This window comes from Bradyrhizobium arachidis, from assembly GCF_015291705.1.
In the GTDB taxonomy this organism is placed as follows: domain Bacteria; phylum Pseudomonadota; class Alphaproteobacteria; order Rhizobiales; family Xanthobacteraceae; genus Bradyrhizobium; species Bradyrhizobium arachidis.
The window spans coordinates 2,870,038-2,885,805 of record NZ_CP030050.1; the positions used below are offsets into that span (position 1 = coordinate 2,870,038).

The window sequence follows — 15,768 nt, forward strand, 5'->3', positions numbered from 1 at the left end:
GCAAAGCGCGAAAATCCTAACTCGAATGTGAAGCGCAAGCGATCTTCGCGCTTTGCGGTAAGACGAATGCATGTCACCATCGCGTCATACGACGGGAGACTGCGATGCGCTTGCTGTTCTCGATCGGGGCTGTGCTGGTGGCCGGCATGTTCGCCGGAGGGGAGGTCGCGGGAATCGCGGCACCGGGACCCAAATTTGAGCCGTCCAGACATCAGCCGCAACGGCTGGCAGCCGACAAGGATGCACAGACGGTCGACGTCGAGCTGATCCTGGCGGTCGACGTCTCCTACTCCATGGACATGGACGAGCTTGCGGTGCAGCGCGAAGGTTATGCGCAGGCGATCCAGTCGAAGGAATTCCTCCAGGCACTGAAGCTCGGTCCGAACGGCCGGATCGCGGTGACCTATTTCGAATGGGCCGCCTCCAGCGACCAGAAGGTCATCATCCCCTGGCGGCTGGTCGACGGACCGGAGACCGCGGATGCGGTCGCGGCCGAGATCATGAAGACGCCGATCCGGCGCGCCTCGCGCACCTCGATCTCCGGCGCGATCAATTTCGCGATGCCGCTGTTCGAGGAGGATCCCTATCGCGGCCTGCGTCGCGTGATCGACATCTCGGGCGACGGTCCTAACAACAATGGCGGCCCCGTGACCGTGGCGCGCGATGCCGCGCTCGAGAAGGGCATCGTCATCAACGGCCTGCCGATCATGGTCAAGGAGCCGTCCTACTCGACGATGGATATCGACAATCTCGATTACTACTACGAGGACTGCGTCATCGGCGGTCCAGGCTCCTTCGTGATCTCGATCAAGGATCGCGAGAAGTTCAAGGAAGCGATCCGCACGAAACTCCTGATGGAGGTTGCGGGCCGCACGCCGGAGCGCCCCGTGATTCCCGTTGCCGACAAGGACAGGGAGCCGCGGGTCAATTGCATGATCGGCGAGAAGATCTGGTCTGACCGCTGGGGCCGCTGAGACGCGCGCGACCTTTCGAACGGGACCGTTTGCCTCACTCGCGCCCCGGTTGAACTTAACGGCTCGTTAACCAGTGCGTGGTCCTAATCCGATTGTTTCCAGCTGTTTCAGGATCATGTCCTGATACTGTGCGCCGACATGCGAACGAAAGCGTCTTTGTCAGGATCGTCCGCCGAGCAATCCAATGGCCGTCATCTCGTCTAGCACCAACCAGATCTCGCCCGCCAACGAGCGGATGTATCACCAGAGCAACCTGGTCGGTGACTGGAAAGGCAATTGGGCGGGCAACAATCAGGAAGTCGGCTTCAAGGTCGTGAACATCCGGGGAGCCCGAGCCCAGATCGAGTATACCCATAATGGGCATACAGAGCGCGGTTTCGGCGAGGTCAATGGGGCGACCATCACCTACGGCAACGTCACTGTCGGCACCAAGGATGGCAAGAATCTCGCGCTGGTGTTCTCCGCCGGCGGCGGCCAGGCGACCGCCACTCTCGCGAAGCAGGCGCCTCCCGGTTCCGACAACAATCTCATGGGAAGCTGGGGCGGCTATTCGGCCGACAATGGCAAGAGCGCAAGCTTTCGCGTCCTCGCCATCAACGGCCAGGAAGCCACGGTCAGCGTCACCACCGACGGCATCACCCGCCAAGGCACCGGCTACCTCTACAAGAACGTCATCATGTTCGGCCAGTCGCAGATCGCGACCGACGACGGCAAGAACGGCAAGATCATCTACCAAGTCGGCACCAAGTCCTTCATGGTCCCGGTGACGAAATATCCGCCGGCTGACGGCTCGTCCTCGGTGGACAAGACGGCCTAGCCGATTACGGCTGTTAGCCTGCGGATTGCGTTGGTTCCTCCGCAACGACGACTCTATCCAATCCGTCATCCTGAGGTGCGAGTGGCGCGATGCAACGCATCGCGCCGGGAGCCTCGAAGGATGCACGGCCCCGATCCTTCCGCGCGGCTACCAGCCGGGCCGTCGCCCTTCGAGGGCCGCTGAAAGAAGCGGCCACCTCAGGGTGACGGTGATAGAGTCGTCGGGGCCTGCGCGGCGCAACTACTTCGCAGCCAGCGGCGGCAGCGGCGGGACGCTGTCGTTCGGCGCTTCCGCCTGCATCGTGATCAGCGTCATCGAGACCAGGTCGTAATAGCCGATCAGGCCGATGATATCCATGATGCCGCGCTCGCCGAACTTCTGCTGGGCGGCGCGATAGACCGCGTCGGACACCTTCTTGTCGCGGTAGAGCGCCATCGCGAGATCATAGAGCGCGGCCTCGTCGTCCTTCATCGTCTGCGGCCGCATGCCGTTGGCGAGGTCCTTGGCGACCTGCGGATCGAGGCCGGCTTTCATCGCCAGCGGATAATGCGCAAACCATTCGTACTGGGCGGTCCATTGCCGTGCCGTGATCAGGATGGCGAATTCGCTGAGGCGCGCCGGCAGCGACGAATTCCAGCGCAGGTAGTCCGACATCGCCGAAAGCTTTGGCGCCAGCTCGGGGTTGCGGATATAGGCGCGGTAGGGCGGGTTGGTGAACTTGGCGTTGCGCGGCGGCACCGCGATCGCATCGGCCCATTCCTTCTGCGGCGGCGTGAGCTCGTCCGCTTTCAGCGGCGTGAAGCGGGTCGGCTCGGCTGCGCGGCCCGCGCCGGAGATCGTCATGGCGAGCAGCGCAACCAACGCCAGGCCGGAATATTTCATCGTCATCCTCCCATGCCGGCGGACTCATGCCGCCTTGTTCGATCGCCAGCTTACGTTGCAGCCTGGCCCGTGCAAGGCCTTGGGCGCGCATGCTACACTGCGCGCAGGAGATTGCTTGCGATGGAGAGGGATCGATGACCGACGAACACCGGATGATGGCGGGCTCAGCCACCGTCTTCGCCGTCTCAGACATCGCTGCCAGCCTTGCCTATTACCGCGACGTGCTCGGCTTCGAGGTCACCTTCGAATATGGCCAACCCCCGTCCTATGCCTGCCTCTGCCGGGACGAGGTCGGCCTGCATCTGCTCGCGGCGGCCGCAACGAAACGGCTGCCCGGACATGGCGGTCTCTGCGTTTTCGTTCGCGACGTCGATCGGATCTATGCCGAAGTCTCGGGGCGCGGGGCCAGACTGCTCAACCGGCCGGAGGATCGCGACTACGGCATGCGCGATTTCGACGTCGTCGATGCCGACGGCAACCAGATCACGTTCGGGATGGGCGTCGGCGACGCGGCCTGACACCGTCGGCCGCGGCGCTCGCGCGCGTTCAGATCCGTGCCTCCAGGATCAGGTTGAACGGCGTCTCGGCGGCGCGGCGGAAGCGCGACAGGCCGCCTTCGCTCGCGACCTTGCGCAGCCTTGCCTCGCCGGCTTGGGCGCCGAGCGCCAGCCCCACCTCCTGATCGAGCGAGGCCGGTGTGCAGATCATGGTGGACGCTGCGTAGTAGACGCGCCCGACCGGGTTGAGATTGTCTTCGAGGCGGTCGCCCGCGAACGGTTCGACCAGCATGCAGGTGCCGTCCTTGGCCATGGTCTGCCGCACGTGGCTGATGGCGCCGACGGGATCGCCCATGTCGTGCAGGCAGTCGAAGAAGCAGACGAGATCGTAGCCCTCGGCCGGATAGGTCTTGGCCGAGTGCACCGCGAAGCTGACGCGATCGCCGAGCTTTGCTTCGGCTGCAGCCTTTCGCGCCGCTTCGATCGAGCCTTCGTGATAGTCGAAGCCGTAGAAGCGCGAATTGGGGAAGGCTTCCGCCATCAGCCGCGTCGAGACGCCGTGACCGCAGCCGACATCGGCGACCTTGGCACCGCGCTTCAGCTTGTCCACGACGCCATCCAGCGCAGGCAGCCATTCCTGCACCAGATGATGCATGTAGCCGGTGCGGAAGAAGCGGGCGGTGCCGCAGAACAGGCACTCGCTGCGCCGGTTCCAGCCGACGCCCTTGCCGGACTTGAACGCATCCGTGATCTTCGGCTCGTCGAGAAACGCCGCGGCAATGACGTTGCCGACGGCGCCGAGGAATACCGGGCTGTCCGGGTCGGCAAGCGCCATAGCCTGCTCCGGCAGCATCGAGAATTTTCCGGATGCGGAGTCATATTCGACGTAGCCGGACGCCGCCTGGCTCGAGAGCCATTCGCGGACATAACGCTCCGTCGTTCCGGTGGCGCTCGCCAGTTCGGCGGAGTTCATCGGTCCTTTGGCGGCGAGGGCGCGGTAAAGGCCGAGCTTGTCGCCCAGCAGGACCAGCGATGCGTTCATCGCCGCCCCGACCTCGGTGATCATCTTGCCCATAAAGGCATTCAACCTGTCGGTATCGACGTCCATGATAGCCTCCATGCGATGGCGGACATTTCAAGGGTCCGCGCACATCCACTGTCGGGAGCGCGCTGCATGCCCTGTAAATGGGTCCGCCCGTCAGAGGCGAGGTTCACGGCGTCAGGAAAAGGTGATGGCCGGAACTGGACCGCGTAACCGCGGGTATTGCGTCGCTGGCATTTGCACGATCCTGGGCATATAATCTGCGAGGTTTCTGACGGTCACCTGAATGCCCAGCTTCGCTCGTTCCTGCGCTCTTGCAACTCTCTTCGCGGTGCTCTGCCTCGGCGATGCGCCGGCCCATGCGCAGGCCGCCCCGCTACAATATTGGATTCCGGGCGGGCCCTTCGGTTTCGGCGGCAGCGCCGTGCAGAGCGCCGACGCTTACGGCAATTTTCCGAGCTTCAATGCGGGCGATGCCAACGGGGGCTATGATTTTCGTCCCGGTTTCTTTGTCGGAAGCGCGCGCGGCAATCTGGGCTTGAGCGGCCTCAGCCAGTCCGTCCCGGCCGGCAATTTCAGCGCGCTGTCCTACGACAGCACGCAGTTTGGCTACAACACCAAGACCGCGGGCGGCATGCCGGTCACGTTCTTTGCCGGTTTCAACTCGCTGAAATACGGCGACGGCATCGGCAGCTCGCTGGCGCCGCTCACCTCCGGTGCGTCGCCCGGCTACAGCGCGTTCGCGGGCGTCGAGTTCAAGCCGACCTCCAACCTCAGCCTGTCGTTCGGCGCCGGTGTCGTCCAGCAGGATTCGAGCCGCATGGACAGCGATATCCGATCGAACATGTTGCCTGGCGAGTCGCCGGCGTTGAGCGGGCTGCGGCGCTAGAGCATGACCCGGGAAAGTGTGCAGCGGTTTCCCGAAATGTCATGCTCAAACAAAAAGACTACCGCGTGAACCTCGCGACAAGCTCCACATGCGGCGTGTGGCGGAATTGGTCCACCGGCACCACGTTCTCGATCTTGTAACCACCATCGATCAAGAGCCGCGCATCGCGTGCGAAGGTCGCGGTGTTGCAGGACACGGCGATCACCACAGGCACCTTGCTCGCGGCGAGCTTCAAGGCCTGCGCCTGCGCGCCCTGACGCGGGGGATCGAACACCACGGCGTCGAAGTCGCGCAGCTCTTGCGGCACCAGCGGGCGGCGGAACAGGTCGCGCGGCTCGCACCTGATCGGCTTCAGGCCGGGCGTGCGCGCGGCTTTCGCGAGTGCGGCGATCGCGCCGGCGTCGTTGTCATAGGCGGTGACGCGCGCCTTCTCAGCGAGCCTCAACGCAAACGGGCCGACGCCGCAGAAGAGGTCGAGCACCTCCTTGGCTTTGCCGACGCGCTCGGCTACGAGCGCGGCCAGCGTCTCTTCGCCCGCGACGGTGGCTTGCAAGAAGGAGCCCGGCGGCAGCGTCACCTCAGTGCGGCCCATCTTCACGATCGGTGCCAGTCGTTGCAGCACCAGCTCGCCATGCCGCGTCAGCCGCGCCAGGCGATGCTGCTCGGCGACGCGCGACAGCATGGTGACGATCGGTGTCGGCAGCGGACCGGAGCCGCGCACGTCGACATCGAGGCCGTTGACGGTCGCGGTGATCTGGATGTCGAGCGGTTTCGTCACCGGCATTTTCGACGTCAGCGGCTCGGCCAGCGCCCAGGCGGCGTCGAGTGCACCTTCGAGGCCGGGATCGAGGATCGGGCAGCGATGGATCGGGATGACGTCGTGCGAGCTCGCCGCCGAGAAACCGACCTTGAGCACGTCATGTGTGCCAAATCTTCCATGAAGCGTGACGCGCCGGCGGCCGGCGCCATGGGCATCGACCAGTGGCGCCACCTCGCAGACGATGCCCGCCTGTGCCAGCGTCTCGGCCACGATGCCGCGCTTCCAGGCGTGATAGGGCTCTGCGGCCCAGTGCTGGATGGCGCAGCCGCCGCAGATGCCGAAATGCGGACAGAACGGTTCGATCCGCTCGGGGCTGGCGACGTCCACTGCCAGCAGCTTGCGGCGATCGGGATGGTTGCCCGCGACGTGGTCGACCTCGACGGTCTCGCCGCCAAGCGTGTAGGGCACATAGATCGCTTCGCCCGCGTCGAGGCAGACGCCATCGCCGCGATGGCCGACGTGATCGATCCTCAGGCGCTCAACCACGGCGCGCGCCCAGGAAGAATTCGATATTGCCGTCGCCGCCCGCGATCGGGGAGGGGAATATTTCGATGTCGGTGCAGCCGAGCGAAGCCGCAAACGCCGCGATGTCGTCGCAGATCTCCTGATGCACGGCGGTGTCGCGGATGATGCCCTTCTTGTTGTGCTTCCTGTCAGCCTCGAATTGCGGCTTGATCAGCGCGAGCAGGCTCATCGGCGCTGCCGCCAGCGACAGAGCCACGGGCAGCACGGTTTTCAGCGAGATGAAGCTGACGTCGATGACGACGACATCGGGCCGCGCCGGCAGCCGCTTGCCGTCATAGCTGCGAATATCGGTTTCCTCCATCGACACGATCTTGGGATGGCCGCGCAGCGAGGGATGCAGCTGGCTGGTGCCGACATCGACGGCAAAGACGAGGCTCGCGCCGTTTGCCAGCAGCACCTCGGTGAAGCCGCCGGTGGAGGCGCCGACGTCGAGGCAGACATGGTCCTCGATGTCGATCGGGTAGCGCTCCAGCGCGCCGGCGAGCTTGACGCCGCCGCGCGAGACGTAGGGGTGCGCAGGCTCGGCTTGGATCACGGCGTCCTCGGCGATCGTCTCCGACGGTTTTGAAACCTGCTTGTCGTCGGCCGTGACGAGCCCGGCCTCGATGGCCGCGCGCGCCCGCGCCCGGCTCTCAAACAGGCCGCGCTCGACCAGCAGAACATCCGAACGCTTGCGGGCAGGGGACAATCGACTCTCCAGGACTGGGCTTGTCGCTTATGTAGCGATCATTCGCGCGGCCGCCATCCGGGCGCAAGTCTCGAACGCAGCCAGATCGTGCCAGACGTCGATCGGCATCTGCGCTGGCATCACCAAGGGGCAGCCGTGCAGCTCCAGCGCATGGATCATCATGAGGTTGTCGACGAGGCCAAAGTCCTCGACCGTCAGCCCCTGCGCATCGACCAGCCGCCCGTCCGCGGAGGTGACGTCAGCGAAGCGGCCGAGACGGTCGGCATAGGTGGCGGGATCGTTGGAATAGGCCAGACAGAATTTGCGGCGGCCGGCCATGTAGCCGAGCTCGTAGACAGTGCCCGGATCGGCGCCGGCGCCGCGGAACGGCGTGAGGTTGGCGATGATGGCATCGGCCTCGTCCATCATCGCCTCGTTGGCGCAGAAGATCTGCCGGGAGGCGGTGGGCGAGGCGAGGTCGATCGCGTTGTCGAGGGGATAGAGGCCGGTGAGCCCGTGCGCGGCGCAGATCGCGGCTTTCTGCCGGCCGATCTCAACCGCATCCGGCAGGAACACGTCGGGTCCTGCCAGATAGATTTTCATGAGAGTCGCGCTTCTTCGCCGATGGTCGAAGCTCGCCGTTAGGCGAGCTTGACCGTCTCGGTCTTCACGTCCTTGCCGAGCGCCTCGAACACCTTGGCGACGATGCCCTTGGCGTCGAGACCGGCGCGGGCGTACATCGCCGCCGGCGTGTCGTGGTCCTGGAACACGTCAGGCAGCACCATCGTGCGGAACTTGACCATGCCGCCGTCGAGCACACCCTGGTCGGTCAGGAACTGCGCGACATGCGAGCCAAAGCCGCCGACCGAGCCTTCCTCGATCGTGATCAGGATCTCGTGGTCGCGGGCGAGCTTGAGCACCAGATCGGTGTCGAGCGGCTTCATGAAGCGCGCGTCCGCAATCGAGGTGGAGAGGCCAAGGGCGGCGAGCTCGTCGGCCGCCTTCTCGCATTCGGCGAGACGGGTGCCGAAGGAGAGCAGGGCGATCTTGCTGCCCTGGCGGATCATGCGGCCCTTGCCGATCTCGAGGGGAACGCCGACGTCGGGCATCTCGATGCCGCGGCCTTCGCCGCGCGGATAGCGCAGCGAGCTCGGACGGTCGTCGATCGCGACCTGGGTCGCCACCATGTGCACGAGCTCGGCTTCGTCCGCCGCCGCCATGATCACCATGTTGGGCAGACAGCCGAGATAGGCGTTGTCGAACGAGCCGGCATGGGTCGCACCGTCAGCGCCGACGAGGCCGGCGCGGTCGATGGCGAAGCGCACGGGCAGGTTCTGGATCGCGACGTCATGCACGATCTGATCGTAGCCGCGCTGCAGGAAGGTCGAGTAGATCGCGCAGAACGGCTTGTAGCCTTCGGTCGCAAGACCGGCGGCGAAGGTCACAGCATGCTGCTCGGCGATGCCGACGTCGAAAGTGCGGTCCGGGAACGCCTTGTTGAAGATGTCGACGCCGGTGCCGGACGGCATTGCCGCGGTGATGGCGACGATCTTGTCGTCTTTCTGGGCTTCCTTGACGAGGCTCTGGCCGAACACGTTCTGGTAGGCCGGCGCGTTCGGCTTGGCCTTTGCTTGCGTGCCGGTCGCGACGTCGAACTTGACGACGGCGTGGTACTTGTCGGCGGAGGCTTCCGCCGGGCCGTAGCCCTTGCCCTTCTGCGTGACGACGTGGACCAGGATCGGGCCGGTCTCCATGTCGCGCACGTTCTTCAGCACGGGCAGCAGATGGTCGAGGTTATGGCCGTCGATAGGGCCGACGTAATAGAAGCCGAGCTCCTCGAACAGCGTACCGCCGTCCATCATGAAGCCGCGCGAATATTCCTCGACGCGGTTGGCGCGGTTGGCGATGATCTTGGGCAGGCGCTTGTTGATCTGCTTGGCCGCATCGCGCAGCGTGCGATAGGTCTTGCCGGAGTAGAGGCGTGACAGATAGGCGCTCATGGCGCCGACCGGCGGCGCGATCGACATGTCGTTGTCGTTGAGGATGACGATCAGGCGCGAGTTCATGGCGCCGGCGTTGTTCATGGCCTCATAGGCCATGCCCGCCGACATCGCACCGTCACCGATCACTGCAATAACGTTGTTCTTGCCGCCGGAGAGGTCACGCGCGACCGCCATGCCGAGACCGGCCGAGATCGAGGTCGAGGAATGCGCGGCGCCGAACGGATCGTAATCGCTCTCGCTGCGCTTGGTGAAGCCGGAGAGGCCGCCGCCGGTGCGCAGCGTGCGGATGCGGTCGCGGCGGCCGGTGAGGATCTTGTGCGGATAGGCCTGATGGCCGACGTCCCAGATCAGCCGGTCGCGCGGCGTGTCGAAGACGTAATGGATCGCGGTGGTGAGCTCGACCACGCCGAGGCCCGCGCCAAAGTGACCGCCGGTCACCGAGACGGCATCGATGGTCTCCTGTCGCAGCTCGTCTGCGACCTGCCGAACCTGCTCGATCTTGAGCTTGCGCAGGTCGTCCGGGGTCCGGATGGTGTCGAGAAGCGGCGTCTTACTGTATGCGTTCACGGCGATTTCCAATTTGTCAGCGCCGGAAGGTCGTTCCGGTGCGCGATGGGTTTGCACAATATCGGCGCAGCGCGAATCCTAAAACCGTCGGAGCCACCTGCCTGGGGCACGGCCCCGTCTTCAAGCTTAGGTGAGCTTAGGTGCGCTCCGGTTCAGTCTCTGTGATCCCTGTCACTTAGATCGGCTTCGTCCGTCCCAGCCAATTCACCAGCAGTTTGAAGCGCTTGTCGTCGGTAATCAGTGCCCACGCAAGGCTCGCAAAAAGCCACACTCCGCGCAGCTTTACACCAAAGCTTGGGCCAAAGCCAACCCGCCCCGCCGATTACGGCCATGCAGCTGCAACCGGCGGGCCAGATTGGTTAACCTTGGGCAGGGACCGGCGGTTCCTACCCGCCTGCTTCGTTCGCAGTGCTTTTCGGTGAAAATATGTGCTTTTTGCCCGCTCGCGGCCTGGTTCCGGCCGGCCAAGGCATTGGCCGGTTCCGCAGCCGGAACGTCCGCGGAACCACCCCCACGGAAAATACGGACGGAACTTCCGCATGAAGCCTTCCATGCAGGCGGCGCCGGTCAGAATGGAATTGGGCGTGTCGGCCTTACTGCACGTCGAGCGGCGCGGTGCCGGTGGCCTGACCGCTGGCATCGGTGGTGATCTTGTCGACGCGGGCCTCGGCCTGGCGCAGCAGGTCCTCGCAGCGGCGCTTCAGGGCTTCGCCACGTTCGTAGATCGTCACGGATTCCTCGAGCGGCACCTTGCCGTCCTCGAGCCGCTTCACGATCGTTTCGAGTTCCTCGATCGCGCGCTCGAAGGTGAGCCTGGAGACGTCGACTTGGGTATTTTCGGCCATATCCGTTTCCGATCGCCCTATTCGCTTTCCCTGGAGTGGAGGCGGGTTTTGCGGGCTTAATGTGGCGGGCGTCGTCAGGCGCCCATCAGGGCGCCGACATGCGCCGTAACAGATTCTTTCAATCCTTGCAGGTCATAGCCGCCTTCGAGCACGGAGACAACGCGCCCGCCGGCGGACTTGTCGGCAAGGTCCATCAGCTTACGCGTGACCCAGGTGTAGTCCTCGGCGCGCAGATTCAGCGACGCCAGGGGATCGCGGTAATGCGCATCGAAGCCGGCGGAGATGATCAGCAGCTCGGGGCTGAATTTTTCCAGCCGCGGCAGGATCAGGCTCTCGAACGCGGAACGGAATTCGGGCCCGCCGTCCTCGGACGCGAGCGGTGCATTGACGATGGTGTCGTGATCGCCGCGCTCGCCCTTGGCGCCGGTGCCCGGAAACAGCGGCATCTGGTGCGTCGAGCAGTACATCACGGTCGGGTCCGACCAGAAGATGTCCTGCGTGCCGTTGCCGTGATGCACGTCGAAATCGACGATGGCGGCGCGCTTGATGCCGTATTTGCGCTGCGCATGGCGCGCGGCGATCGCGACATTGTCGAAGAAGCAGAAGCCCATCGGCTTGCCGATCTCGGCGTGGTGGCCGGGCGGGCGCACCGCGACGAAGGCGTTGCGGTGCTCGCCATTCATGACAGCTTCAGTCGCCGCCACCGCGCCGCCGACGCCGCGCATCACCGCTTCCCACGTGCCGGGGGACATCGAGGTGTCGCCGTCGATATAGACCTGGCCGCTGGTCGGCGCGATGTGGCGCAGCTCGGTGACGTAATGCTCGTTGTGGCAGAGCGTGACGAGATCGAGATCGCCCTCCGGCGCCTGGTCGCGCACCAGGAACTGGAAGCGCTCATGCGACAGCGCTTCCTCCACCGCCCGCAGGCGGTCGGGCCGTTCAGGATGTCCCGGCGGCGTGACGTGGTCGAGGCAGGCCTTGTGGGAGAGGAGAAGCGTGCTCATCAGGTCGGCCTCACAGAATACGGGCTCTCGACGTCGTTGACGCATCCGGCGCCAAAACGCAATGCAAATCCCAATCTAGGTGTTCCCTGCGGAATGGCAAACTGTGGGCCAGTCCGCTTGATCCGGATCAATTCACCCGCAGGATGCGGGTCGGCGGTAGCGGACCGATCGGCCCGTGCGCCCGGAAGAAGGCGAACAGCGCGTCCGCGTCATAGCCGCCATATTGCGGCGAGGTGCCCTGCTTGGCGACGGTAAAGCCATCGCCGCCGACGGCGAGGTAATCGTTGAGGGTGACGCGGTAGCCGCTGCCGGCTTCGATCGGCCTGCCGTTGAGCGTCATCGTCTCGAGGCTGACGCGCTCGCCGAACGGTCTTGACGCATCCCAGGTGTAGCTGAATCCGTTCGACACTTGCAGGATCCGCGGCCGCTTCGGATCGAGCCATTGCTGCTCCAGCATGTCCTTGAGCTGGCTCCCCGTCAGCGTCATGGTGACGAGACGGTTGCGGAACGGCTGGCTGGAGAACACGTCGCCGAAGGTGATCGCGCCGTTCTCTTTCGGCACGATGTCGGTGCGGATGCCGCCGGGATTGGTGAGCGCGATGACGGCGCTGCCGTCCTTGGCGTCTTTCGTTGCGGCAAGCTGCGCGTCTGCGATGACGTCGCCGAGCGCGCTCTCGCCGGCTTCGTTCGGCACGCGCGACAGCGTCTGCGTCACCGAGCCGGCCGGGCGATTGGCGATGGGAGCTGCGAGCTTGTCATAGGCCTCGATCAGCGCGGTCTGCTCGGGGTCTTTCGCCAGTGAGGCATTGGCGACGATGACGTTGTCGGCTCTCGCGCCGACGATGTCGCGCGTTGCGGGATCTAGCTTGAGGTCGATCGCGGTGACCAGCGTGCCGTATTTATCGCCGCTGGTGACGAGCCGGCCGTCGATGTCGCAGACATAGGCGCGGTGGGTGTGGCCGCTGACGACGACGTCGACGGCGCGGTCGAATTTCTTGACGATGTCGACGATCGGGCCCGTGATCGCAGGGCATTCATTGTAGTCGCCCGAGGGCTCGCCGCCCTGATGGATCAGCACCACGATCGCCTCGACACCGCGCGCCTTCAGTTGAGGCACCAGCGCGTTCACCGTCTCGGCCTCGTCGCGGAATTCGAGCCCGGCAATGCCTGACGGCGAGACGATGCCCGCGGTCTCCTTCAAGGTGAGGCCGATGAAGGCGACGGGGATGCCGTCGAACTCGCGGATCTCGTAAGGCGGCAGCACGCTCTTGCCGGTCGCGGTCTCGACGGTGGAGGCGGCGAGATAGTGGAATTTGGCGCCGGTGAACGGATGCGGCCCCTGGCAGCCGTCGAGCGGATGGCAGCCGCCGTTCTGCATCCGCAAGAGCTCCGTCTTGCCCTCGTCGAACTCGTGATTGCCGACCGATGTGATCGCCAGCCCCATCATCGAGAGCGCTTCCACCGAAGGCTCGTCGTGAAACATCGCCGACAGGAACGGGCTCGCCCCGATCAGATCGCCGGCGGCGACGAAGATCGTGTTCTTGTGTCCCTCGCGCAGCTGCTTGACCAGCGTCGCCATGTACTCGGCCCCGCCGGCGGCGACCATCACCTTCTTGCTCTTGTCCTCGGGATCGCCAATGCGGATGCCGCCCGGCGGCGGCCGCAGATTGCCGTGAAAATCGTTGATCGCGAGAACGCGCAGCTCGACCGGCGCGGCGGTTTGCGCAGAGGCGGGCAGGGCGGAGATGAGCGCGAGTGCGGCAAGGATGGATCGGTATCGCATGGAACCAGACTAGTCGTTCAGCGCGAATATTTCACGAAAGTTCTCGCTGTCATTCCGGGGCGCGACGAAGTCGCGAGCTACGGTGCGCAATTGCGCACCTGAGAATCCATTGATCCACCGACGCTGCCGTCCGAATGGATTCCGGGCTCGCGCTACGCGCGCCCCGGAATGACGGGCCTCACCGCTTCTTCCTGTTCGCGAACGCGTTGAACGCGGCGACGGCTTCGTCCGACTTCAGCCGCTCGCCGAACAGATGGGCTTCCTGGTCGATGCGGCGGGTGAGCTCTTCCGGCGCGGCGCGCAGCAATCGGCGCGAGGTCGCGACCGCCTCGGCCGGCAGCTTGCAGATCTCGCGCGCCACCTTGCGGGCCTCGACCTCGGTATGTCCCGGCGAGACCACGGTGTTGACGAAGCCTGCGGCTTCGGCCTGCTCGGCGGTGAAGGTCCGGCCCATGACCAGCATGGCAAAGGCGCGCTGATAGCCCATCGTGTGCGGCATCAACAGGCTGGCCGCGCCGACCGGCACGAGGCCTAGATTGATGTAGGGCGCCGAGAAGGTCGCGGCAGTGGAGGCCAGCACGTAATCGCAATGGAACAGCATCACCGTGCCCATGCCGATCGAGGCGCCGTCGACCGCCGCGATGATCGGCTTGACGTTCAGCGCGAGCGAATAGAGAAATTTTGCGCCGTTCGACAGCGTCTCCGGTCGCGCGGCGTCGGCCTTCAGGAAGTCGTCGATGTCGTCGCCGGCGGTGAACACGCCGGAGCCGCCGGTGATGATCATGCAGCGGATGTCGGGATTGTTCTGCGCGGTATCGATCGCGTGGCTCATCTCCCGGTACATGTCCTGCGTGATCGCGTTCTTCTTGCCGGGGCGGCGCAGGGTGATCACGCGGGTTCCGCGCTCTTCGGTGACGACGATATTGCCATTCGCCATAACAACCCCCTGCACCCGCCGCGACGCTGCTGGCGAGTCTCGCAACGCTCAGCCTACATGATCTTGCAGGCGTGCCAATGCGGCAGCTCGACCTTTTCGGGAACGACCCTGTGAAGTCTCTGCGCATGGCGCTCATCTCATCGTGTCGCATGAGCCGTTGCGCATTGCAACAATTGGCTACAATGTTTCATTTGAAAAACCGTTGGTTGTGGGGCAGGGTTGCGCATGCCGTTCATCTTGGCCGAGCGCTCGACCGATGATTGCCGCAACGAAGGCTGACGAATCCTCGCTGCGTTATCGCGGCTGGCGCGTGGTGCTGGCCTGCTTCCTGATGGCTTTCTTCATGTTCGGCTTCGGCCTCTACGGCCAGGGCGTCTATCTTGCCGAGCTGCAGCGCGCCCATGGCTGGCCCGGCACGCTGGTCTCCGCCGCCAGCACCTTCTCGTTCCTGCTGACCTCCGTCCTCGTCATCTTCACCGACGATCTGCTCGCCCGCATCGGGTTGCGTGCGCTGATCCTTTGCGGCCTGTCGGCGCTCGGCGCTTCGACCGCGCTGCTGGCGCTGATGCAGACGCCGTGGCAGCTCTATCTCGCCTATGCGCTGATGGCGGTCGGCTGGACCGGGATGGGCACCGTGGTGATCGCGACGGTGCTGAACGCCTGGTTCGAGCGCCGCCGCGGGCTCGCGCTCAGCCTCGCGTTCAACGGCGCAACTTGCGGCGGCATCATCCTCGTGCCGCTGCTGCTGTCGCTGACGGGCAGCATCGGCTTCCGTCCGGCGATGCTGACAGCAACGATCGTGATGGTGGGGCTGGTGCTGCCGGTGGTCGTGAGCTTCATCGGCTGGCCCTCAGGGATGTCGCCGAGCTCCGGCGCAAACGCGGACGCCGGTGGTGTGGCCGTGCCGGCGCATTCGCGCAGGACGCTGCTCGCCAACGCGGCGTTCTGGACCATGGTGCTGCCGATCGCGATCGCGCTTCTCGCACAGATGGGATTCATCATCCACCAGGTGACGTTCCTCGAGCCGCTGATCGGCCGTCACGCCGCAGGCCTTGCGGTCACCGTCATGGCGGCGATGGCGGTGGTCGGCCGCCTGTCGCTCGGCCTGTTCGTCGACCGGCTCGATCCCAGGCTTGCCTGCGCGGCGTCGATGACGAGCCAGGCCGCCGCGCTGTTCGTGCTCCTGCAGACCACCAGCCCGACGGTGCTGCTGGTGTGCTGCGCCGTCTACGGCTTCTCGATCGGCAACATGATCACGTTCCCGCCGCTGATCATCCAGCGCGAGATCGGCTCTACCGCCTTCGCCGCCGCGATGGGATTGGGCACTTCGATCAGCGGCATCGTCAGCGCCTTCGGCCCCGGCATCGTCGGCCTCGTGCGCAGTTTTACCGGCGATTACACCACGGCGTTCGCGATGTGCGTCATGCTGGACCTGGTGGCCGCGGGTGTCGTGCTGTGGCGGCCGGGAAGACGCGTGAAGGTCGTGGCTTCGTAGCCCGGATGGAGCGAAGCGCAA

15 protein-coding genes are annotated in these 15,768 nt (G+C 65.0%); 5 read left to right on the forward strand and 10 right to left on the reverse strand.

All coding sequences use genetic code 11. The features are described 5' to 3' along the window. Positions 1-104 precede the first annotated feature (104 nt). The gene (locus WN72_RS13305) at positions 105-974 is read left to right on the forward strand and encodes a DUF1194 domain-containing protein (RefSeq protein ID WP_092218081.1); all 870 of its coding nucleotides are present in this window, start codon (positions 105-107) and stop codon (positions 972-974) included. 184 nt (positions 975-1,158) lie between these two features. Further along, positions 1,159-1,791 carry a hypothetical protein gene (locus WN72_RS13310; protein ID WP_027558308.1) on the forward strand — a complete coding sequence of 211 codons (633 nt, stop codon included), beginning with the start codon at positions 1,159-1,161 and terminating at the stop codon, positions 1,789-1,791. 240 nt (positions 1,792-2,031) lie between these two features. On the opposite strand, the gene WN72_RS13315 is transcribed toward WN72_RS13310, so the two are convergent. Further along, positions 2,032-2,673, reverse strand: a complete 642-nt coding sequence (locus tag WN72_RS13315; RefSeq protein ID WP_231164296.1) for a carboxymuconolactone decarboxylase family protein — start codon at positions 2,671-2,673, stop codon at positions 2,032-2,034. Between the two features lie 134 nt (positions 2,674-2,807). Here WN72_RS13315 and WN72_RS13320 point away from each other — a divergent pair, with 134 nt between their 5' ends. After that, on the forward strand, positions 2,808-3,191 hold the full coding sequence (locus WN72_RS13320) for a bleomycin resistance protein (protein ID WP_092218082.1): 384 nt from the start codon (positions 2,808-2,810) through the stop codon (positions 3,189-3,191). A gap of 28 nt (positions 3,192-3,219) precedes the next feature. Here the strand turns inward: WN72_RS13320 and WN72_RS13325 are convergent, their stop codons facing one another. Then, positions 3,220-4,278: a class I SAM-dependent methyltransferase gene (locus WN72_RS13325; RefSeq protein WP_027558311.1), complete on the reverse strand. Its 1,059-nt coding sequence runs from the start codon at positions 4,276-4,278 to the stop codon at positions 3,220-3,222. Between the two features lie 220 nt (positions 4,279-4,498). Here WN72_RS13325 and WN72_RS13330 point away from each other — a divergent pair, with 220 nt between their 5' ends. Continuing rightward, a complete protein-coding gene (locus tag WN72_RS13330; RefSeq protein WP_027558312.1) occupies positions 4,499-5,101 on the forward strand; it encodes a hypothetical protein in 603 nt (200 codons plus the stop codon). Positions 5,102-5,159: 58 nt separating this feature from the next. Here WN72_RS13330 and WN72_RS13335 read toward each other — a convergent pair whose 3' ends face one another. The 8 genes from WN72_RS13335 to WN72_RS13370 form a co-directional block, all read right to left on the reverse strand. After that, positions 5,160-6,407 carry a class I SAM-dependent RNA methyltransferase gene (locus WN72_RS13335; protein WP_092218084.1) on the reverse strand — a complete coding sequence of 416 codons (1,248 nt, stop codon included), beginning with the start codon at positions 6,405-6,407 and terminating at the stop codon, positions 5,160-5,162. Beyond that, on the reverse strand, positions 6,400-7,134 hold the full coding sequence (locus tag WN72_RS13340) for a TlyA family RNA methyltransferase (RefSeq protein WP_092218085.1): 735 nt from the start codon (positions 7,132-7,134) through the stop codon (positions 6,400-6,402). Before WN72_RS13340 ends, WN72_RS13335 begins: the two co-directional genes overlap by 8 nt. 27 nt (positions 7,135-7,161) lie before the next feature. Further along, a complete protein-coding gene (locus WN72_RS13345; RefSeq protein ID WP_092218086.1) occupies positions 7,162-7,716 on the reverse strand; it encodes a nucleoside 2-deoxyribosyltransferase in 555 nt (184 codons plus the stop codon). A gap of 38 nt (positions 7,717-7,754) precedes the next feature. After that, positions 7,755-9,683: a 1-deoxy-D-xylulose-5-phosphate synthase gene (gene dxs, locus WN72_RS13350; RefSeq protein WP_027558316.1), complete on the reverse strand. Its 1,929-nt coding sequence runs from the start codon at positions 9,681-9,683 to the stop codon at positions 7,755-7,757. A 593-nt stretch (positions 9,684-10,276) separates the two neighbouring features. Next, positions 10,277-10,528, reverse strand: coding sequence for an exodeoxyribonuclease VII small subunit (locus WN72_RS13355; protein ID WP_027558317.1), 252 nt, complete (start codon positions 10,526-10,528; stop codon positions 10,277-10,279). Between the two features lie 74 nt (positions 10,529-10,602). Beyond that, positions 10,603-11,532, reverse strand: a complete 930-nt coding sequence (locus WN72_RS13360; protein ID WP_027558318.1) for a histone deacetylase family protein — start codon at positions 11,530-11,532, stop codon at positions 10,603-10,605. A 127-nt stretch (positions 11,533-11,659) separates the two neighbouring features. Beyond that, positions 11,660-13,315 (reverse strand): bifunctional metallophosphatase/5'-nucleotidase, encoded by a 1,656-nt coding sequence (locus tag WN72_RS13365; protein ID WP_092218088.1) that lies wholly within the window; start codon positions 13,313-13,315, stop codon positions 11,660-11,662. A gap of 178 nt (positions 13,316-13,493) precedes the next feature. Next, positions 13,494-14,252 carry an enoyl-CoA hydratase-related protein gene (locus WN72_RS13370; RefSeq protein WP_027558320.1) on the reverse strand — a complete coding sequence of 253 codons (759 nt, stop codon included), beginning with the start codon at positions 14,250-14,252 and terminating at the stop codon, positions 13,494-13,496. A 256-nt stretch (positions 14,253-14,508) separates the two neighbouring features. Between WN72_RS13370 and WN72_RS13375 the strand changes: the two genes are divergently transcribed. Further along, positions 14,509-15,747: an MFS transporter gene (locus WN72_RS13375; protein WP_027558321.1), complete on the forward strand. Its 1,239-nt coding sequence runs from the start codon at positions 14,509-14,511 to the stop codon at positions 15,745-15,747. Positions 15,748-15,768: the final 21 nt, after the last annotated feature.